Annotated in this window: 15 protein-coding genes; 13 read left to right on the top strand and 2 right to left on the bottom strand. The window is 72.2% G+C overall.

Annotated elements, in window-relative coordinates; genetic code table 11:
• Positions 1 to 12 precede the first annotated feature (12 nt).
• The 9 genes from OG898_RS04205 to OG898_RS04165 all read left to right on the top strand — a co-directional run bounded on the left by OG898_RS04205 (position 13) and on the right by OG898_RS04165 (position 11,507).
• A complete protein-coding gene (locus OG898_RS04205) occupies positions 13 to 753 on the top strand; it encodes an enhanced serine sensitivity protein SseB C-terminal domain-containing protein (protein ID WP_250746298.1) in 741 nt (246 codons plus the stop codon).
• Positions 754 to 1,226: 473 nt separating this feature from the next.
• Positions 1,227 to 2,222 (top strand): ABC transporter permease, encoded by a 996-nt coding sequence (locus tag OG898_RS04200; protein WP_250746296.1) that lies wholly within the window; start codon positions 1,227 to 1,229, stop codon positions 2,220 to 2,222.
• A 117-nt stretch (positions 2,223 to 2,339) separates the two neighbouring features.
• Positions 2,340 to 4,106, top strand: coding sequence for an ABC transporter substrate-binding protein (locus OG898_RS04195; RefSeq protein ID WP_266960071.1), 1,767 nt, complete (start codon positions 2,340 to 2,342; stop codon positions 4,104 to 4,106).
• A 126-nt stretch (positions 4,107 to 4,232) separates the two neighbouring features.
• Positions 4,233 to 5,231: an ABC transporter permease gene (locus tag OG898_RS04190; RefSeq protein WP_250746294.1), complete on the top strand. Its 999-nt coding sequence runs from the start codon at positions 4,233 to 4,235 to the stop codon at positions 5,229 to 5,231.
• Positions 5,228 to 6,349 carry an ABC transporter ATP-binding protein gene (locus OG898_RS04185; protein WP_250746292.1) on the top strand — a complete coding sequence of 374 codons (1,122 nt, stop codon included), beginning with the start codon at positions 5,228 to 5,230 and terminating at the stop codon, positions 6,347 to 6,349. Before OG898_RS04190 ends, OG898_RS04185 begins: the two co-directional genes overlap by 4 nt.
• A gap of 5 nt (positions 6,350 to 6,354) precedes the next feature.
• Positions 6,355 to 7,458 carry an ABC transporter ATP-binding protein gene (locus OG898_RS04180; RefSeq protein ID WP_266955033.1) on the top strand — a complete coding sequence of 368 codons (1,104 nt, stop codon included), beginning with the start codon at positions 6,355 to 6,357 and terminating at the stop codon, positions 7,456 to 7,458.
• A gap of 316 nt (positions 7,459 to 7,774) precedes the next feature.
• Positions 7,775 to 8,431 (top strand): trimeric intracellular cation channel family protein, encoded by a 657-nt coding sequence (locus OG898_RS04175; RefSeq protein WP_250746282.1) that lies wholly within the window; start codon positions 7,775 to 7,777, stop codon positions 8,429 to 8,431.
• Between the two features lie 74 nt (positions 8,432 to 8,505).
• Positions 8,506 to 9,375, top strand: a complete 870-nt coding sequence (locus OG898_RS04170; RefSeq protein ID WP_266955030.1) for a thioesterase family protein — start codon at positions 8,506 to 8,508, stop codon at positions 9,373 to 9,375.
• A gap of 968 nt (positions 9,376 to 10,343) precedes the next feature.
• Positions 10,344 to 11,507: a cysteine desulfurase family protein gene (locus OG898_RS04165; RefSeq protein WP_250742489.1), complete on the top strand. Its 1,164-nt coding sequence runs from the start codon at positions 10,344 to 10,346 to the stop codon at positions 11,505 to 11,507.
• A gap of 14 nt (positions 11,508 to 11,521) precedes the next feature.
• Here OG898_RS04165 and OG898_RS04160 read toward each other — a convergent pair whose 3' ends face one another.
• Positions 11,522 to 12,208, bottom strand: a complete 687-nt coding sequence (locus OG898_RS04160; protein WP_250742488.1) for an N-acetylmuramoyl-L-alanine amidase — start codon at positions 12,206 to 12,208, stop codon at positions 11,522 to 11,524.
• A gap of 70 nt (positions 12,209 to 12,278) precedes the next feature.
• Between OG898_RS04160 and mnmA the strand changes: the two genes are divergently transcribed.
• A complete protein-coding gene (gene mnmA, locus OG898_RS04155) occupies positions 12,279 to 13,412 on the top strand; it encodes a tRNA 2-thiouridine(34) synthase MnmA (protein WP_250742486.1) in 1,134 nt (377 codons plus the stop codon).
• A gap of 36 nt (positions 13,413 to 13,448) precedes the next feature.
• Here the strand turns inward: mnmA and OG898_RS04150 are convergent, their stop codons facing one another.
• Positions 13,449 to 14,375, bottom strand: a complete 927-nt coding sequence (locus tag OG898_RS04150; RefSeq protein WP_250742485.1) for an NADP-dependent oxidoreductase — start codon at positions 14,373 to 14,375, stop codon at positions 13,449 to 13,451.
• Between the two features lie 111 nt (positions 14,376 to 14,486).
• Between OG898_RS04150 and OG898_RS04145 the strand changes: the two genes are divergently transcribed.
• The 3 genes from OG898_RS04145 (at position 14,487) to OG898_RS04135 (ending at position 19,389) form a co-directional block, all read left to right on the top strand.
• Positions 14,487 to 15,467 (top strand): GlxA family transcriptional regulator, encoded by a 981-nt coding sequence (locus tag OG898_RS04145; RefSeq protein WP_250742565.1) that lies wholly within the window; start codon positions 14,487 to 14,489, stop codon positions 15,465 to 15,467.
• Positions 15,468 to 15,528: 61 nt separating this feature from the next.
• Positions 15,529 to 18,930, top strand: a complete 3,402-nt coding sequence (locus OG898_RS04140; RefSeq protein ID WP_266955025.1) for a S8 family serine peptidase — start codon at positions 15,529 to 15,531, stop codon at positions 18,928 to 18,930.
• Positions 18,931 to 19,044: 114 nt separating this feature from the next.
• Positions 19,045 to 19,389: a DUF1330 domain-containing protein gene (locus OG898_RS04135; protein ID WP_250742483.1), complete on the top strand. Its 345-nt coding sequence runs from the start codon at positions 19,045 to 19,047 to the stop codon at positions 19,387 to 19,389.
• Positions 19,390 to 19,391: the final 2 nt, after the last annotated feature.

The following is a 19,391-nucleotide window of genomic DNA, read 5'->3' as shown; positions in this document are numbered from 1 at the left end:
GAGGGGTACCGGGTGAGTGCGTCAGGCACGGCCGCGGTCGGGCAGGTCGAGCACATGCTGCGCCAGGTGACTCCGGGGCGCTACGAGAGCTACGAGTCTCTCCTGCACGCCCTGGCCGAGGGACGGCTGTGGATGCTCCTCTGGCAGGGGCAGCCCGGCTCTCCGGAGGCCCAGTACGGCGGCATGGAGGTCGAGGGCCTCGGGTACGCGCCCTGCGTGACCTCCCCGCAGGAACTGGCCGCCAGCGGCTGGAACCGCGGGTACGAGGTGGTCACCGGCCGGGACATCGCCCGCGCCCTCTACCCCGACCGCTGGGGGCTGTGGCTCAACCCGCACGCCCAGGGCGGCGGCGTCGGCATTCCCTGGGCCGACCTGCGCCGGATCGCCACCGGGCTGGACCGGATGCCGGCCGGCCCGCTGCGGCTGTCCGAGCCCGCCATCGAGCTGCCGCAGTTCTACGGGCTGCTCACGCAGCACGCGCACCGCACGCCCGCCGTCCGCTCGCTGCGCCGTGCCTGGGTGCAGCCCGCGCTGGGGTCCCCGTACCTCGCCGTCGGGCTCGACCTGTACGACGCCTCCGCGCACGCGCTGGAATCCGTGCGCGAGATGATGCGCCAGTCGGTCGGCGCGGTCCCCGAGGGAGTGCCCGTGTGCACGGTCGCGCTCGCGGACGAACACGATCCGGTGGCGATGTGGCTGCGGGCGCAAACCAGGCCCTTCTACGACCGCGAGGGACAAGCGCCCGCCTACTGAGACATCGGTATTCATCCACCCGAGGCCGCACGGAACAGTCGTTCCGTGCGGCCTTTGCGTTGTCCTGATTTCGACGCTGATGTACGCCCAATAGGCGCACTAGTGCGCCGAGTTGGGCGCCATGTCCGATTCCGTACCGAACAGCATGTCTTGCTCCGCTGAGATGGCAGCGAAGTCCGGATAACGGGAACTCGACCCTCAGATCACGGTTGCGCATCCATTCACCTGCGGGTCTGGCGGCTGATCGAGCGCCCGATGAAGACTCCCCACCCAAGAGCGGGTGAGTCCTCCAAGGACGATCCCGTCACGGGAACTTCGCCTGTTGTTTCGCACAGCACCATGCGCACCACCAGCACGGCCCGTTCCGCAGCACACATCCGTACCTCGCACTCCGAGCGCCACTCCGCACCAACGCCGCCACAGCGGCGGGCATGGGCCGGCCCACCCGTCGGCCGAGAGGGGTCCCCACCACGATGACGGCACCACTGCACGACATGAGCGCGGAGACACCCGCACCCGTGTCCGTAGCCGACGTCCCCGCCAAGGCCATCGAAGGCCGCTCGCCCGGCCGCATCGCCTGGATGCGGCTCAAGCGCGACAAGGTCGCGCTGGCCGGCGGTTTCGTCGTGCTCCTGCTGATCCTCGTCGCACTGTTCGCGCCGCTGATCGTCAGCGCGTTCGGCCACCCCCCGGAGGAGCTGCACGAAGACCTGCTGGACCCGTTGCTGGGCCTGCCCGCCGGTCCCAACGGCGGCATGAGCAGCGACTTCCTGCTGGGCGTCGAGCCGGTCAACGGCCGCGACGTGTTCAGCCGCATCGTCTACGGCGCCCGCATCTCGCTGCTGGTCGCCTTCCTGTCCGCCTTCGTGGCGGTCTCGATGGGCACCTTCTTCGGCATCGTCGCCGGCTACTTCGGCGGCTGGGTCGACGCGGCCATCAGCCGGGTCATGGACCTGCTGCTCGCCTTCCCGCAGCTGCTCTTCATCATCGCGCTGATCTCGGTCGTCCCCGGCAAGCTCTGGGGCTTCGAGGGATCGGGCCTGCGGATCGCCGTACTGGTCCTGGTGATCGGCTTCTTCGGCTGGCCCTACATCGGCCGCATCGTCCGCGGACAGACCCTGTCGCTGCGCGAACGGGAGTACGTCGAAGCCGCGCGGAGCCTGGGCGCGGGACGGATGTACATCCTCTTCCGCGAGCTGCTGCCGAACCTGGTCGCGCCGATCACCGTCTACGCGACGCTGATGATCCCCACCAACGTGCTGACCGAGGCCGCGCTCAGCTTCCTGGGCGTCGGCGTCAAGCCGCCCACACCGTCCTGGGGCGAGACCCTCTCGACGGCCGTGCGGACCTATGAGGACGATCCGCTCTTCATGATCTTCCCCGGCATGGCGATCTTCATCACCGTGCTGGCCTTCAACCTCTTCGGCGACGGCGTCCGCGACGCCCTCGACCCGAAGGGCTCCCGTTAGCCGTCCCCGCAGGTCATCCCGCAGGGCACCCGTAGGTCAGAACCGCAGGGCACACCGGAACCCGGCTTCGAACCGGAATCACAACGGAGGGTTGCGAGCATCGTGACTACCCATCGCATGTCCAAGCGCAGGCTCGTCGCCGGCACGGCCGTCGTGCTCGCGACGATGCTGTCCGCGACCGCCTGTGGCGGAGACGACGGCAAGGCGAAGACGGAAGACAAGCCGGCCGCGGCGGGCGGCTTCAACGCCGCCATCGGCAAGGTCGCCAACGCGTCGACCAAGACGGGCGGCGAGCTGAAGTTCGTCGGTACCCAGGAAGCCGACTCGTGGGACCCGCAGCGCGGCTACTACGGCTTCATGTGGGACTTCTCCCGCTACTACGCCCGCCAGCTCGTCAGCTTCAAGGCGGAGCCGGGCTCCAAGAGCACCGAGCTCGTCCCCGACCTGGCCACCGCCAACGCGGAGATCAGCGACGGCGGCAAGACCTACAAGTACACCCTCAAGGACAACGTGACCTGGGAGGACGGCACCCCCGTCACCGCCCAGGACGTGAAGTACGGCATCGAGCGCACCTGGGCCCAGGACGTCATCTCCGGCGGCCCGGTCTACCTGATGCAGGTCCTCGACCCGAAGACCGAGTACCCGGGTCCGTACAAGGACCCCAGCCCGGACAAGCTCGGCCTCAAGGCGATCGAGACCCCGGACGCGAAGACCATCATCTTCAAGCTCCCCGCGCCCAACGGCGACTTCGAGCAGATGCTGGCCATGCCGGCCGCCAGCCCGGTCAAGCAGGACAAGGACACCGCGGCCAAGTACGGCCTCAAGCCCTTCTCCAACGGCCCGTACAAGATCGACTCGTACGAGCCCAACAAGAGCATGAAGCTCTCGCGCAACACCGCCTGGAAGGCCGAGTCGGACACCATCCGCAAGGCGCTCCCGGACACCATCTCGGTCACGTTCATGGCGAACGCGGACGACATGGACAAGCGCCTGATGAACGGCGAGTTCGACCTGGACATCAACGCGACCGGCATCGGCCAGGCGGCCCGCGCCACCGCGCTGAAGGACCACAAGGACAACCTGGACAACGGCCAGACCGGCTTCATCCGGTACGCCGTGATGCCGCAGACCGTCGCGCCGTTCGACAACATCGAGTGCCGCAAGGCCGTCATCTACGCGGCCGACCACAAGTCCCTGCAGACCGCCCGCGGCGGCCCGCAGGCCGGTGGCGACATCGCCCCCAACATGCTGCCGCTGGGCATCAAGGGCGCTGACGGCAAGTACGACCCGTACGGTGTCCTGACGAACGACGGCAAGCCCGACGTCGAGAAGGCCAAGGCCGCGCTGAAGGCCTGTGGCAAGGAGACCGGCTTCAAGACCACCATCGCGGTCCGCAACAACAAGCCGGTCGAGGTCGCCACGGCCGTCTCCCTGCAGAACGCCCTGAAGCAGGTCGGCATCGAGGCCGACGTCGACCAGTTCGACGGCGCCCAGACCTCCGGCATCATCGGTTCGCCGAAGGTGGTCAAGGAGAAGGGCTACGGCATCATCATCATGGGCTGGGGCGCCGACTTCCCGACCGGTCAGGGCTTCTCCCAGCCGCTGGTCGACGGCCGCTTCATCCTGCAGAGCGGCAACAACAACTTCTCCGAGCTCAACGACCCGGCGATCAACAAGCTGTTCGACGACGCCATCGCGGAGACCGACCCCAACAAGGCCGGCGACATCTACAAGCAGATGAACCAGAAGGTCTCCGAGGCCGCGGTCTACCTGCCCTTCGTCTACGACAAGACGATCTCTTGGCGCAGCAGCCGTCTGACCAACGTCTACACCTCCGACGCGTACAACGGCCGCTACGACTACGCCTCGCTCGGCGTCCAGTAGACCGACCGTCCCATTCAGTTCCAGTGCCACACCCGCTAGGCACGAAGGGCAGGTGATGGCCGCGGCGGCGGCTCGGGGGCGCTCTCCAGAAGAGGGCGTCCCCGGGCCGCGGCCAGGCCGAGCGCAGTGCTTGCATATCTCATCCGGCGGATCTTCGCCGTCATCGTCATGCTGTTGGTCATCTCGCTGGTGACCTTCGGAATCTTCTTCCTCTTCCCGAAGATGATCGGGACGGACCCGGCCCTGTACTTCGTCGGCAAGCAGTCCGACCCCGCCGCCATCGAGGGCATCCGGCAGAAGATGGGTCTCGCCGACCCGATCCTCGTCCAGTTCGGCAAGTTCGTCGTCGGGCTGGTGGCGGGTCGTACGTACGCCAACGGCAACGACGTCACGCACTGCGCCGCGCCCTGCTTCGGATACTCCTTCAAGAGCGAGCAGGAGGTGTGGCCGCTGCTGACCGACTGGCTGCCCGTCACCCTCTCGCTCGCCGCCGGTGCCGTCGTGCTCTGGGTGATCGGCGGTGTCGCCGCAGGCGTCATCTCCGCCCTCAAGCGCGGTTCGGTCCTGGACCGTTCGGCCATGGGCCTCGCCCTCGCCGGCGTCTCCCTCCCCATCTACTTCACGGGCATGCTCGCCATCGCCCTCTTCTCCGACCAGCTCGGCTGGTTCGGGCGGCCGGAGAAGACCTTCGCCGAGGATCCGGGAGCCTGGTTCAACGGCATGGTCCTGCCGTGGGTCTCGCTCGCCTTCCTCTACGCGGCGATGTACGCGCGACTCACCCGCGCGACCATGCTCGAAGTGCTCAACGAGGACTACATCCGCACCGCACGCGCCAAGGGACTGACGGAACCCGTCGTCATCGGCAAGCACGCGATGCGCTCGACCATGACGCCGATCCTGACCGTCCTGGGCCTCGACCTGGGCGCGCTCATGGGCGGCGCCGTCCTCACCGAGTACACCTTCTCGCTGCACGGCCTCGGCTACAGCGCCGTCCGCGCCATCAGCGAGCACGACCTGCCGGTCATTCTCGGCATCACCTTGATCTCCGCCTTCTTCGTCGTCGCGGCCAACCTCGTCGTCGACCTCTTGTACGCGGTGATCGACCCCCGAGTGAGGCTGTCATGACCGATTCGACGACGCCCGCCGTGACGGGCGCACCGAACGAGCCCGTCGCCACCGGCGCGCCCGGCACCGCGTTCCTCGACGTACGCGACCTCAAGGTGCACTTCCCCACGGAAGACGGCCTGGTCAAGTCCGTGGACGGACTCTCCTTCACGCTGGAGAAGGGCAAGACCCTCGGCATCGTCGGCGAGTCCGGCTCCGGCAAATCGGTGACCTCGCTGGGCATCATGGGCCTGCACCGGGTCGGCCAGTACGGCCGCCAGCGGGCCCGGATCTCCGGCGAGATCTGGCTCGACGGCAAGGAACTGCTGTCCAGCCCCGAGGAAGAGGTCCGCAAGCTGCGCGGCCGGGAGATCGCGATGATCTTCCAGGACCCGCTGTCGGCGATGCACCCCTACTTCACCGTGGGCAAGCAGATCGCCGAGGCCTACCGGGTCCACAACAAGGCCGACAAGAAGGCCGCCCGCAAGCGGGCCGTCGAGCTCCTCGACCGCGTGGGCATCCCCGAGCCGCACAAGCGGGTCGACAGCTACCCGCACGAGTTCTCCGGCGGCATGCGCCAGCGCGCGATGATCGCGATGGCGCTGGTCAACAACCCCGAACTGCTCATCGCGGACGAGCCCACCACCGCCCTCGACGTCACCGTCCAGGCGCAGATCCTCGACCTGATCCGGGACCTGCAGAAGGAGTTCGGCTCCGCGGTCATCATGATCACGCACGACCTCGGCGTGGTCGCCGAGATGGCCGACGACCTCCTCGTGATGTACGGCGGCCGGTGCGTGGAGCGCGGCAGCGCGGAGAAGGTGTTCTACGAGCCCCGCCACCCGTACACCTGGGGCCTGCTCGGCTCGATGCCCCGCATCGACCGGGAACAGACCGAACGCCTCATCCCGGTCAAGGGCTCGCCGCCCAGCCTGATCAACATCCCGAGCGGCTGCGCCTTCAACCCCCGGTGCCCGTACGCCGACCTGCCCAAGGGCGATGTCACGCGGACCGTACGGCCCGAGCTGTCCCTCGTCGACACCTCCGCGGAGGGCGCAGGCCGGCACTGGGCCGCCTGTCACCTCTCCCCGGAGCAGCGGGACCGGATCTGGACCGAAGAGATTGCGCCGAAGCTGTGAGCGACATGAGCAAGAGTGAGAAGGCGGCGGCGGTCACCGTCCCGGCCCAGGCGGTGGACTCCCCGGAGCCGCTGCTGCGGGTGACCGGACTGGTCAAGCACTTCCCCATCTCCAAGGGGCTGCTGCGCCGCCAGGTCGGGGCCGTGAAGGCCGTCGACGGCATCGACTTCGACGTCCGGCGCGGTGAGACCCTCGGCGTCGTCGGCGAGTCCGGCTGCGGCAAGTCGACCATGGGCCGGCTGATCACCCGGCTGCTCGAACCGACCGGCGGAAAGGTCGAGTTCGAGGGCAAGGACATCACGCACCTGAGCGTGGCCGGCATGCGTCCGATGCGCCGCGACGTGCAGATGATCTTCCAGGACCCCTACGGCTCGCTGAACCCGCGGCACACGGTGGGCACCATCGTCAGTGCCCCGTTCAAGCTCCAGGGAGTCCAGCCCGAGGGCGGCCTCAAGGCGGAGGTCCAGCGCCTCCTCTCCCTGGTGGGCCTCAACCCGGAGCACTACAACCGCTACCCGCACGAGTTCTCCGGCGGTCAGCGCCAGCGCATCGGCATCGCCCGCGCACTGGCCCTGAAGCCGAAGCTCGTCGTGGCGGACGAGCCGGTCTCGGCCCTGGACGTCTCGATCCAGGCCCAGGTGGTCAACCTGCTGGACGACCTCCAGGAGGAGCTCGGCCTCACGTACGTGATCATCGCCCACGACCTGTCGGTCATCCGGCACGTCTCGGACCGGATCGCGGTCATGTACCTCGGCAAGATCGTCGAGCTCGCGGACAACAAGTCCCTGTACACGGCGCCGATGCACCCGTACACGACGGCGCTGATGTCGGCGGTCCCGGTCCCGGACCCGCGCCGACGGGGCGCCAAGAGCGGCCGCATCCTGCTCAAGGGCGACGTCCCCTCGCCGATCTCCCCGCCCTCCGGCTGCCGCTTCCACACCCGGTGCTGGAAGGCGACCCAGGTCTGCACCACGCAGGAGCCCCCGCTCCTCGCGCTGAAGACCGGCCACCAGGTGGCCTGCCACCACCCGGAGAACGCCCCCGACCAGGCCCCGGGCGACCCGGCCCTCCCGGGCGCGGCGAAGGCCGTGGCGGAGCCGACGGACTGAGGCGCGCCGGCGGGGCCCCACCGGCCCCGCCGGCACCCTACGGCCGTGCCCGGCCGACTGCTCGCGGTGCCGCCGGGCAGTCATGCGGCCCGGGCCCGGCCGACTGTTCGCGGTGCCGCCGGGCAAAAATCAGCCCCGCCGGCGTTTGAGGCGCGGGGGTTCGGGGGCGGAGCCCCTGACGGCGGCGCCGCACCCGGCCACGGTCCGCAGCCCCACGGGTGCGCGGCCCGGGCCCGGCAGGGCCCGCCGCCCCCTCGGAGCCGTGGCCGCGCCACACACGTTCGAGCACGCCGCAGGCGACCGGCACAATGAGCCCGTGCTCCACGATCTCTTCCCGCCCGGAGTCCAGCACGGCCTGGACCTCGCGGGCATCTTCGTCTTCGCCACGGCCGGCGCCCTGCTCGCCGTACGCAAGAACTTCGACGTCTTCGGCATCGTCGTCCTCGCGCTCGTCACCGCCCTCGGCGGCGGCCTGTTCCGCGACATCGTCATCGGCGCCACCCCCGCCGCCGCCTTCAGCGATCTCGGGTTCTTCGTCACGCCGCTGATCGCCGCCGCGTTCGTCTTCTTCCTGCACCCCGAGGTCCAGCGCATCAACCGCGCCATCAACGTCTTCGACGCGGCCGGCCTCGGGCTGTTCTGCGTGACGGGCACGACCAAGGCGTACGAGTACGGTCTGGGCCTCACCGCCTCCGCCGCGCTCGGCGTGGCGACCGCCGTCGGTGGCGGCGTACTGCGCGACGTCCTCGTCAACGAGGTGCCCTCGCTGCTGCGCGACCGCGAGATGTACGCCGTGCCGGCCCTCGTCGGCGCCTCGATGGTGGCGCTCTTCATCAGCTTCGACAACCTCAACGCCGTCACGACGGCCCTGGCGATCGTCACCACCTTCGTCCTGCGGCTGCTGGCCATGCGCTACCACCTGCGGGCACCCCTCGCGTGGAACCGCCGCTCGTCGGTGGCGGAGGAGCCGTAGGCGCGGGGGCACCGTAGCGGCCGCCACACCAGGCAAAGCTACCGCTTAGTAGGGGCCGGGTGTACGGTCGTTCCATGTCACACGCAGCTGCCAAGGCGTCCATCGGCGACAGCGAGTTCGACCGCGACACCACCGTCACCGCCCGTGCGGGCGAGCCCGGTGTGTACGACGCGGAACTCTCCGCCGGGTGGACGATCATCACCGCCGTCAACGGCGGCTACCTCCTGGCCCTCGTCGGCCGCGCCCTGTCGGCGACCCTGCCGCACCCGGACCCCTTCACGGTCTCCGCGCACTACCTGACCTCGTCGGTCCCCGGCCCCGCCGTGATCCGCACCGAGGTCGTACGGGTCGGCCGCACCCTCTCCACCGGGCATGCCTCCCTCTTCCAGTTCGACGAGAACGGCGCCGAGATCGAGCGGATCCGCGTCCTGGCCTCCTACGGGGACCTCGCGGCGCTCCCGGACTCCGTCCACACCACGGCCCTCCCGCCCGTCATCCCCGCCTACGAGCACTGCCTCGGCCCCGAAGCAGGCCCGGCCCCGATCCCCGGCAGCTCCGCGATCGTGGACCGCCTCCGGCTGCGCCTGGACCCGGCGACGGCCGGCTGGGCCGTCGGGCAGCCCTCGGGCAAGGGGGAGATGCGGGCCTGGTTCGAACTCGCCGACGGCCGCGACGCCGACCCCTTCTCCCTCCTCCTGGCGGTCGACGGGCTCCCGCCGACCTCCTTCGACCTCGGCCTGCTCGGCTGGACCCCGACGGTGGAACTCACCACCCACATCCGCCACCGTCCGGCGCCCGGTCCGCTCCGCGTCTCGATCACCACCCGCAACCTGGCGGGGGGCTTCCTGGAGGAGGACGCGGAGGTCTGGGACTCGGCGGACCGCCTGGTCGCCCAGTCCCGCCAGCTGGCGAGCGCCCCGCGCGTAGCGGCAGCACCTTCTTAAGGCGCCCCTCGCACCGCTGCGCGGGCTTCGTCCTTGACGCGCTCCTCGCACCGCTGCGCGGGCTTCGTCGCGCTGCGCCGGACCCCGTCCGGCGGTGGCCGGTCGGGGCTGTCGCCCCTGCCGCCTGGCGCGGGGTCCGGTGGGCGGGTGCGGCTGGGCCGGCCCTGCGGGGCGAGGTCCCCTACCCGCCCTTCGCCCGTTCCCCGGGCTGCGCCCGGACCCGTTGCCGCGTGCGGCGCCGTTGCCGGGGGCCAGCCCCCGGACCCCCGCGCCTCAAACGCCGGCGAGGCTGAGGGTGCCGGAGGGGCCGAGATGGCCCTGCGGGCCGTCCAGCCCGCAGGGGTGTGCTGCGCACACATGCAGGCTGACGCCGGCCAAATCCAGCCTCGCCGGCGTTTGAGGCGCGGGGTCTGGGGCGGAGCCCCAGGGGGTCCGGGCGCAGCCCGGTACCCCTCCCAGCCCGTCCGGCGCTTGAGGACCGGGGTCCGGGCAGCGCCCGGACCCCTCCCCAGCCTCGCCGGCGTTTGAGGCGCAGGTCCGCGGCACCCCACTCAGCCCCGCCGGCGTTTGAGGCGCGGGTCCGGGCAGCGCCCGGGGAACGGTGGAAGGGCGGGTAGGGGACTTTGCCCCGCGCAGCGGCGCAGTGACGGGTCCGGCCCCGCCCTCGGCGCGGCCGTAGCGCTCCGGGCCCGGCCGGAACGGCACGCTGCAGCCGTGCGGGCCCCGCCGGGCCGGGCCGGAACGGCGCGCCGCAGCCATCGGGGGCCCCGCCGGGCGGGGTCGGAAGGGCGCGTCGCAGCCGTGCAGGGCCCCGTCGGGCCGGGTCGGAACGGCGTGCCGACGCTGCGCGGGGGCCCCGCCGGGGTGGGGTGGAAGGGTGGGGCGCCGCGCGGCCGGGGGTCCCTCGGTGGTCCGTAGGGCCCCGGCGGGGAAGCGGGGGTGTGGGGGACTCGTAGAATCGGGGGATCATGGCCTACCTCGACCACGCCGCCACCACCCCGATGCTGCCGGAGGCCGCCGCGGCGATGACCGCGCAGTTCGGCGTCACGGGCAACGCGTCCTCCCTGCACGCCGCCGGCCGCCGCGCCCGCCGCACCGTCGAGGAGGCCCGCGAGGCCCTCGCCGACGCGCTCGGGGCCCGTCCGAGCGAGGTGGTCTTCACCGCCGGCGGCACGGAGGCCGACAACCTCGCCGTCAAGGGGCTCTACTGGGCCCGGCGGGACCAGGACCCCGCCCGGACCCGGGTGCTCGCCAGCCCCGTGGAGCACCACGCCGTCCTCGACGCCGTGCACTGGCTCGCCGAACACGAGGGCGCGCAGGTCGAGTACCTGCCCGTGGACCGCTACGGGCGCGTGCACCCCGAGGCCTTCCGCGAGGCGATCGAGCGGAGCCCCGAGGACATCGCGCTGGCCACCGTCATGTGGGCCAACAACGAGATCGGCACCGTCATGCCGATCGCCGAACTGGCCGCCGTCGCAGGCGGGTCCGGCATCCCGCTGCACTCCGACGCCGTCCAGGCCTTCGGCCAGCTCGACGTCCGCTTCGGCGACAGCGGCCTCGCCGCCATGACGGTGAGCAGCCACAAGGTCGGCGGACCGTACGGGATCGGCGCGCTGCTGCTCGGCCGCGACCAGACCCCCGTGCCCGTCCTGCACGGCGGAGGCCAGGAGCGGCACGTCCGCTCCGGCACCCTCGACGTCCCGGCCATCGCCGCCTTCGCGGTGGCCGCCGTGCTCGCCGCCGAGCGGCGGGAACGGTTCGCCACCGAGATCGGCGCCCTGCGCGACCGGCTCGTCGCCGCCGTGCTCCGCGAGGTCCCCGACGCGGTCCTGGGCGGCGACCCGGCCGGCCGGCTCCCCGCCAACGCCCACTTCAGCTTCCCCGGCTGCGAGGGGGACTCCCTGCTGCTCCTGCTCGACGCCCAGGGCATCGAGTGCTCCACCGGCTCCGCCTGCACGGCCGGCGTGGCACAGCCCAGCCACGTGCTGCTGGCCACCGGCACCGACCCGCGCCTGGCCCGGGGAACCCTGCGCTTCTCCCTCGGCCACACCTCCACGCAGGCCGACGTGGACGCGGTCGCCGCCGCCATCGGCCCGGCCGTGGCCCGCGCGCGCACGGCGGGACTGAGCTAGGCCGTCCAGGACGTCTAGGCCTTCTGCGCGCCCGCGGCACCCGCCTCGTTGACCATGCGGAGGTAGCGGGCCCAGTCCCAGTGGCGGCCCGGGTCCGTGTGGTCGGCTCCGGGCACCTCGGAGTGGCCGAGGAAGTGCTTGCGGTCGGCGGGGATCCCGTACCGCCGGCAGACGTCCGCGGCGAGCCGCGCCGAAGCCGCGTACATCGCGTCCGTGAAGTCCTGCGGCCGGTCCACGAAGCCGACGTGCTCGATGCCGACGCTGCGTTCGTTCATCGAGCGGTTGCCCGAGTGGAAGGCGACGTCGAGCTCGCGCACCATCTGCTCGATGTGCCCGTCCTGGCCGACTATGTAGTGAGCCGACGCCCGGTGGAACGGATTCTTGAAGGCGTCCACCGAGGACTTGAAGCCGCCCTGGGTGACATGCACCACGATCCGGTCCACCCGGTAGTCGGCGGGCCGGTCCGCCAGCCGCCAGTTCGCCGGAGAGGCCGCCGTCCAGGAGGCCCCCGCGTGGTCCAGCTCGCCCTCCTTCCGCGGCTTGGCCACCCCCGGCACCAGCCACCAGGCCCGCCCGAGCTCATCGCGCCCGGCGACCGCCGCGGCCGTCACCACCCCGAGCCCGCCGAACAGCACCGCCCTGCGGGTCCGGCCGGGCCGTCCCTTGTTGCCCGTACCGCCCTTGTTGCTCTTGCTCCCCATGGTGATCCACCCCCTGCCACCGAGAACGCGCTGTGACCCCGCTCGGTTCCCCCGTACCCTGGACGGTGCTATGACTGAGAACCTGCCGAGCGTCCCCCGCCCCCTCCGCGTCCTGGCCGCCATGTCCGGCGGTGTGGACTCCGCCGTCGCCGCCGCCCGCGCGGTCGAAGCCGGGCACGACGTGACCGGCGTCCACCTCGCCCTCTCCGCGAACCCGCAGTCCTTCCGGACCGGGGCCCGCGGCTGCTGCACGATCGAGGACTCCCGCGACGCCCGCCGCGCCGCCGACGTCATCGGCATCCCGTTCTACGTCTGGGACCTCGCCGAACGCTTCCGCGAGGACGTCGTCGAGGACTTCATCGCCGAGTACGAGGCCGGACGCACCCCGAACCCCTGCCTGCGCTGCAACGAGAAGATCAAGTTCGCGGCGCTGCTCGACAAGGCCCTGGCCCTCGGCTTCGACGCCGTCTGCACCGGCCACTACGCCACCGTCGTCCTGAACGAGGACGGCACGCGCGAGCTGCACCGCGCCTCCGACATGGCCAAGGACCAGTCGTACGTCCTCGGCGTCCTCGACGAGAAGCAGCTCGCCCACGCGCTGTTCCCGCTCGGCGACACCCTCACCACCAAGGAAGAGATCCGCGCCGAGGCCGAGGAGCGGGGCCTGGCCGTCGCGAAGAAGCCCGACAGCCACGACATCTGCTTCATCGCCGACGGCGACACCCAGGGCTTCCTGGCGAGCCGCCTCGGCAAGGCCGAGGGCGACATCGTCGACGAGGCCACCGGCGAGAAGGTCGGCACCCACGAGGGCGCCTTCGGGTTCACCATCGGCCAGCGCAAGGGCCTGCGGATCGGCCACCCGGCCCCCGACGGCAAGCCGCGCTACGTCCTCGACATCTCCCCGGTGAACAACACCGTCACCGTCGGCCCCGTCGAGGCCCTGGACGTCACCGCCCTCACCGCGATCCGCCCCCGCTGGTGCGGCTCCACCGCCGCCGCCCCGGGCACGTACACCGCGCAGCTGCGCGCCCACGGCGGCGAGACCGAGGTCTTCGCGGAGCTGGTGGAGGGCGAACTGCGCGTCCGCTTCACCGAGCCGGTCCGCGGCGTGGCCCCCGGCCAGGCGATCGTCCTCTACGACGGCACCCGCGTGGTCGGCTCCGCCACGATCTCCGCGACCACCCGGGCGACCGCGGGCGTCTAGGCCGTCTGCCGGTCCGCAGGTCCGCCCGTCCGCCGGTCAGACCACCGTCAGGACGATCTTGCCGGTGGTCCGGCCCTGCTCGCCGATCTCGTGGGCCTTCGCGGCCTGCTCCAGCGGCAGGACGGTGTCGATGACCGGGCGGAGCTTCCCCTCCGCCACGAGCGCGGCGATGGCCTTCAGCCCCGCGTGGTCCGGCTCCACGAGGGTCCAGCCGGTGCGGAAGCCCTCCGTGCCGGCGGCCGGTACCTCGTCGGGACCGTTCAGGGTGATCAGGTGCCCGCCGGGGCGCAGCACCTTCAGCGAGCGCGTCCCGTACTCGCCGCCGATGGCGTCGATCACCACGTCGACCTCCGACACCGCGTCCTCGAACGCGGTGGTCCGGTAGTCGATCAGTTCGTCGGCCCCGAGCGAGCGGAGCACCTCGTGCTTGGCGGCGCTGGCCGTGCCGATCACGTACGCCCCGAGCGCCTTGGCGATCTGGACGGCGAAGTGCCCCACGCCGCCCGCCGCCGCGTGCACCAGGACCCGCTGACCCGGCCGCACGCCGGCGGTGTCCGTCAGCGCCTGCCAGGCGGTGAGCGCGGCCAGCGGGAGCGCCGCCGCCTGTACGTGGTCGATCGCGGCGGGCTTGCGGGTGAAGTGCCGGGCCGTGGCCGTCACGTACTCGGCGTAGCCGCCCGCCTGGACGGGGAAGCGCGGCATGCCGAAGACCTCGTCGCCCGGCTGGAACATCGTCACGCCGGGGCCGACGGCCTCCACGGTGCCGGACACGTCCCAGCCGACGGCCGGGACGGGCCCCCAGGGGATGAGGGCGCCGGAGGCCCGGGTCTTCCAGTCCACCGGGTTCACTCCGGCCGCGTGGACCCGTACCAGGATCTCGCCCATGCCCGGCTCCGGCCGGTCCAGCTCGGTCTCGGTCAGTACCTCGGGCCCGCCCCACTGGCTGACGACGATGGCGCGCATGTGTTTCTCCTCAGGTGGTCCGGTGCTGCTGCCGGACCAGCTTCGGCTGCTGAGCGAAGCCGTGGTGTTGGCCGTATGGCCACCCTGTGACAGGATCTGGCCATGCAGGCCATGCACCGGATCGCCGTACTCGCCCTCGAAGGCGTCCCTCCGTTCGAGCTCGGGATGCCGTCCCGGGTGTTCGGCAACGCCGTCGACGACTCGGGGAAGCCGCTATACGAGGTGACCGTCTGCACCGTCGACGGGCAGCCCGTGGCCAGCGACGCGGGCTTCACGGTCGGGGTCTCGGCGGGGCCCGAGGCCCTCGCGGCCGCCGACACGGTGATCATCCCGCCGACCAACGTCATGATGGCGTTGGAGCAGGGAGTGCCCCTGCCCCGGCCGCTCGCCGACGCCCTCGCCGCGATCCGCCCCGGCACCCGGCTGGTGTCGATCTGCACCGGCACCTACGTGCTCGCCGCCGCCGGCCTGCTCGACGGCCGGCCCGCCACCACGCACTGGATCAAGGCGCCCGCCTTCCAGCGGGCCTTCCCGCGCGTCAAGCTCGACGAGGACGTGCTCTTCGTCGACGACGGGGACATCCTGACCTCCGCCGGGGTCGCCGCCGGCGTGGACCTCTGCCTCTACATGATCCGCCAGGACCACGGCGCGGCCGTCGCCAACCGCACCGCGCGGCTGTGCGTCGTACCGCCGTGGCGTGACGGCGGCCAGGCCCAGTACATCGACCGGCCCGTCCCCGAGCCCACCGTCGCCACCACCACCGCCACCCGGGCCTGGGCCCTGGAGCGCCTCACCGAACCGATCACCCTGGCGGAGCTGGCCGCCCACGCCCGGATGAGCCTGCGCACCTTCACCCGCCGCTTCCGCGACGAGGTCGGCATGACCCCGGTGCAGTGGCTCACCAGTCAACGCCTGGAGGTCGCACGCCAGTTGCTGGAGTCCAGCGACCTTCCCGTCGACCTGGTCGCCCACCGCTCCGGCTTCGGCTCCGCGAACTCGCTGCGCCAGCACATGCGTTCCGCGCTCGGCATCTCCCCGATCGCCTACCGGCGCATCTATCAGCCCAACTCCTCTGTACTTGCGCACCATTGATGCCCCGTCAGGACATCGGCATACTGCGTGGCCCTGCACTCTTCTTCTCAGGGGGGACCACGTGCGCAACCACCACTCCAGGGCGGGGGCGGCGGCCTCGGTCGCGGCGGCCGCCGCCCTCGCGCTCGCGGCGGGGCTGACCACCCCGGCCGCCGCAGCGCCCGCGACCGGCTCGTCAGGCGCCGGGGCCGGCGCGAGATCCGCCGCCCCGCCGGCCCCGGCCACCCGCATCACCCTCGTCACCGGCGACCGCGTCGTCCTCGCCGCCGACGGCAGGCCCGTCTCCCTCGAACGCGCCGAGGGCCGCGCGCGCATCCCGTTCTCGGTGCACACCGAGAACGGCCGCACCAGCGTCGTGCCGTACGACGCCCAGCCGCTGATCCGCGCCGGGAAGCTCGACCCGCGCCTGTTCGACATCACCGAACTGAGCCGCCCCGAGTACCTGGCCCGCCCCTCCGCCGGGCTCCAGCTGATCGTCGGCTACGAGGGCCCCGCCGCCGCCCCGGCCGCCCCCGCCGCCGCCCGGTCCGCGCTGCGGGCCGCCGACGGGGTCGAGGTGACCCGCTCCTACCCCACCCTCGACGCCGAGGCCGTCACCGCGACCCCCGTGGGCGCCGCGGCCCTCTGGGAGGCGCTCACCGACCCCCGCCCAGGCGCCGGCGGCCGCGCCGCCGCCCCCGGCATCGCCAGGGTCTGGCTCGACGCCGTGCGCACCGCCACCCTGGACAGGAGCACCCGCCAGATCGGCGCGGACAAGGCCTGGGCCGCCGGGTACGACGGCACCGGCGTGAAGATCGCCGTACTCGACACCGGCATCGACGCCACCCATGCCGACCTCGCGGGCCAGGTCGTCGCCGAACAGAACTTCTCCCGGTCCGCCGACGCCGTGGACCGTGTCGGCCACGGCACGCACGTCGCCTCCATCGCCGCCGGTACGGGCGCCCGCTCGGCCGGTGCCTTCAAGGGGGTCGCGCCCGGCGCGAAGCTCCTGAGCGGCAAGGTCCTCGACGACGGGGGCTCCGGCAACGACTCCGGGATCCTCGCCGGCATGGAATGGGCCGTCGCCCAGGGTGCCGACATCGTCAACCTCAGCCTCGGCCGCCCCGACACCCCGCAGCTCGACCCCGTCGAAGCGGCCGTGGACAGGATCAGCGCCGAGAAGGGCGTGCTGTTCGCCGTCGCGGCAGGCAACCGGGGCCGGCGCGGTCCCGGCACCATCGACTCCCCGGGGAGCGCGAACGCCGCCCTCACCGTGGGCGCCGTCGACGACGCGGACGCCCTCGCCCCCTTCTCCGGCACCGGCCCGCTCACCGGCGGCGGCGGCGTCAAGCCCGACGTCACCGCACCCGGAGTCGACATCACCGCGGCCGCCGCCCCGGGCAGCGTCATCGACAGGGAGGAAGGCCAGAACCCGGCCGGCTACCTGACGATCTCCGGCACCTCCATGGCCACCCCGCACGTCGCGGGGGCCGCCGCCCTGCTCAAGCAGCAGCACCCGGACTGGAAGGGCCCCGAGCTCAAGGGCGCGCTGACGGGCTCCGCCAAGGGCGGCGCCCACACCCCGTACCAGCAGGGCACCGGCCGGATCGCCGTCGACGGCGATCCGGGCCGGAGCGTCGTCGTCCTGGAGGGGGCGCTGGCCTTCGACACGCAGCGCTGGCCGCACGCCGACGACACCCCGCAGTCCCGGAAGATCACCTACCGGAACCTCGGCGGCGAACCCGTCACCCTCGACCTCGCCGTCGCCGGCAGCGCCCCCGGCGGCGCGCCCGCGCCCGAGGGCTTCTTCACCCTCGGCGCCCGCCGGCTCACCGTCCCGGCGGGCGGCACCGCCGAGACGGCGCTGACCGTGGACACCCGCCTCGGCGGCTCGGTGGACGGCACGTACAGCGCGTACGCCACCGCCACGATCGCCGACGGCCTGGGCGCCGGTGGGCAGGTGCGCACGGCGGCCGTCGCCGAACGCGAGCTGGAGTCCTACGACCTGACGCTGCGCCACCTCGGCCGGGACGGCCGGCCGGCCGAGCACCACACCACGACCGTGCAGGGCGTCCGCGGCGCCGCGGCCACCCGCCGCTTCGAGCCCCACGACCCGTCCGGCACCGTCACCCTGCGCGTCCCCAGGGGCGGGTACCTGCTCGACGCGACCGTTTTCGTCGACCCGTTCGACCTCACGAAGGGCACCGACTGGATCGTCCAGCCGCAGCTGGAGATCACCTCGGACACCACGGTCACCCTCGACGCGCGCACCACCCGCCCGGTGGAGATCACCGTGCCCTCGAAGACGGCGCAGGTCGGATTCGCGACGCCCGCCTACACCCTGCGCGAGGGCGACGCCCAGTACCACTACAGCCTGTGGCTCAACTCGATCGCCGGGCTGCGCACCCGTCAGTTGGGCCCGCGGCCGGAGGCCGGCACGCTCTCCCAGCAGTGGGACGTGCACTGGGACGACGGCGCCTCGGTGGAGTACCACGCGGTGCTCGGCGGCCCCGTGAGCGACCTCGCGACCGGCTACACCCGGCACCTGGGGCGCCGGGACCTGGCGACCCTCGTGGTCGGCCAGGGCGCCTCCGCCCCGGGCAAGAGGGGTGCGGTCGTCGCCATGGGCAGCCTCCCGGGGAGCCGGTCCGGCAGCACGGCCTCCAGCCGGCGGCCCCTGCCGACCACGGCCACGCTCCACGTGTCCACCCTCGACGGGGCCACGTGGGACCTCTCCTTCACCCAGGGATCCGGCTACGACGACAACGGCGTCCCGCGCGACGAGACGACGTACGAGGCGCAGCGCGCGCGCACCTTCAAGGGCGGCCGGACCTACCACGAGCGCTTCAACGCGGCGGTCTTCGGACCCAAGGTGGACGACCTCCACGGGGTGTGGCGCGAAGGCGCCTCGATCAGCGGCTCCGTCCCGCTCCTGGCCGACGGCGCGAACCACGCGGGCGGGTTCTACGACGCCACCGGCTCCACCGTCCTGCGCCGGAACGGAGTCGAGGTGGGCCGCAGCGAGACCCCGCTGGAGTCGAGCGCGCCGTTCGCGGTCCCACCGGGCGAGGCCTCCTACGAGCTCACCACGACCACCCGGCTGCGCCCGGAGCTCTCCGCCACCTCCTCCGAGACCACGGCCACCTGGCGGTTCCGCTCGAAGGAGACGGCCGAACCGACCCCGCTCCCGGTCTCGGCGGTCCGCTTCGACGCCCGCCCGGCCCTGGACGGCACCCTGCCCGCGGGCCGCACGGAGAACTTCCCGGTCACCGTCCAGGGCCCGGCGGCCACCGACCGGGCCACCCCGCGGGTCCAGGTCTCCTACGACGAAGGCCGCACCTGGAGCCCGCTGCGCGTCCATCACGGCCGGGTGGAGGTCCGCACCCCCGAGAAGGGCGGCACGGTCTCCCTGCGCGGCACCGTCACCGACCGCTCGGGCAACACCTCGGAGGTGACCGTCCTGCGCGCCTACCTCGCGGGCTGACGCCCCGGGCCGGCCGGCTCGCCCGCCGATGACCTCTCAAGTAATCGCTTCCGGGGTCACCGGCGGGCAGGATCGTCCCAACAAGCCGATCCCGCAAGGAAGAAGAGGCCCGAGATGACCGCCTACGCCATCGGCCACATACGCCCCGAGACCATGAACGAGGACATCCTCCGCTACATCGAGGAGATCCAGTCCACGATGGACCCCTTCGAGGGCCGCTTCCTGGTCCACGGCCGCCAGGTGGAGGTCATGGAGGGCACCTGGCCCGGCACGGTCGTGCTGATCGGCTTCCCCGACATCGAGCGAGCACGGGGCTGGTACGCATCGGAGGCCTACCAGGCCCTGATCCCGCTGCGCGCCGATCACATCGCGGGCGACATCGTCCTCGTCGACGGCGTCCCCACGGACTACGACGCCTCGAAGACCGCCGCGAACCTGCGCGAAGCCGCGGGCCTCTGACG

It is taken from the genome of Streptomyces sp. NBC_00193 (assembly GCF_026342735.1).
Lineage (GTDB): Bacteria > Actinomycetota > Actinomycetes > Streptomycetales > Streptomycetaceae > Streptomyces > Streptomyces stoeckheimensis.
This window is presented reverse-complemented; position numbering and strand designations above follow the sequence as displayed.

What these genes read in the sequence shown, in the direction of transcription:
- OG898_RS04150 (WP_250742485.1), bottom strand. Translation starts at nt 14,375, where the DNA reads ATGCGCGCCATCGTCGTCAGCCAGTGGGGCGGGCCCGAGGTACTGACC.
- OG898_RS04180 (WP_266955033.1), top strand. Translation starts at nt 6,355, where the DNA reads ATGAGCAAGAGTGAGAAGGCGGCGGCGGTCACCGTCCCGGCCCAGGCG.
- OG898_RS04135 (WP_250742483.1), top strand. Translation starts at nt 19,045, where the DNA reads ATGACCGCCTACGCCATCGGCCACATACGCCCCGAGACCATGAACGAG.
- OG898_RS04195 (WP_266960071.1), top strand. Translation starts at nt 2,340, where the DNA reads ATGTCCAAGCGCAGGCTCGTCGCCGGCACGGCCGTCGTGCTCGCGACG.
- mnmA (WP_250742486.1), top strand. Translation starts at nt 12,279, where the DNA reads ATGACTGAGAACCTGCCGAGCGTCCCCCGCCCCCTCCGCGTCCTGGCC.
- OG898_RS04170 (WP_266955030.1), top strand. Translation starts at nt 8,506, where the DNA reads ATGTCACACGCAGCTGCCAAGGCGTCCATCGGCGACAGCGAGTTCGAC.
- OG898_RS04185 (WP_250746292.1), top strand. Translation starts at nt 5,228, where the DNA reads ATGACCGATTCGACGACGCCCGCCGTGACGGGCGCACCGAACGAGCCC.
- OG898_RS04165 (WP_250742489.1), top strand. Translation starts at nt 10,344, where the DNA reads ATGGCCTACCTCGACCACGCCGCCACCACCCCGATGCTGCCGGAGGCC.
- OG898_RS04200 (WP_250746296.1), top strand. Translation starts at nt 1,227, where the DNA reads ATGACGGCACCACTGCACGACATGAGCGCGGAGACACCCGCACCCGTG.
- OG898_RS04145 (WP_250742565.1), top strand. Translation starts at nt 14,487, where the DNA reads ATGCACCGGATCGCCGTACTCGCCCTCGAAGGCGTCCCTCCGTTCGAG.
- OG898_RS04160 (WP_250742488.1), bottom strand. Translation starts at nt 12,208, where the DNA reads ATGGGGAGCAAGAGCAACAAGGGCGGTACGGGCAACAAGGGACGGCCC.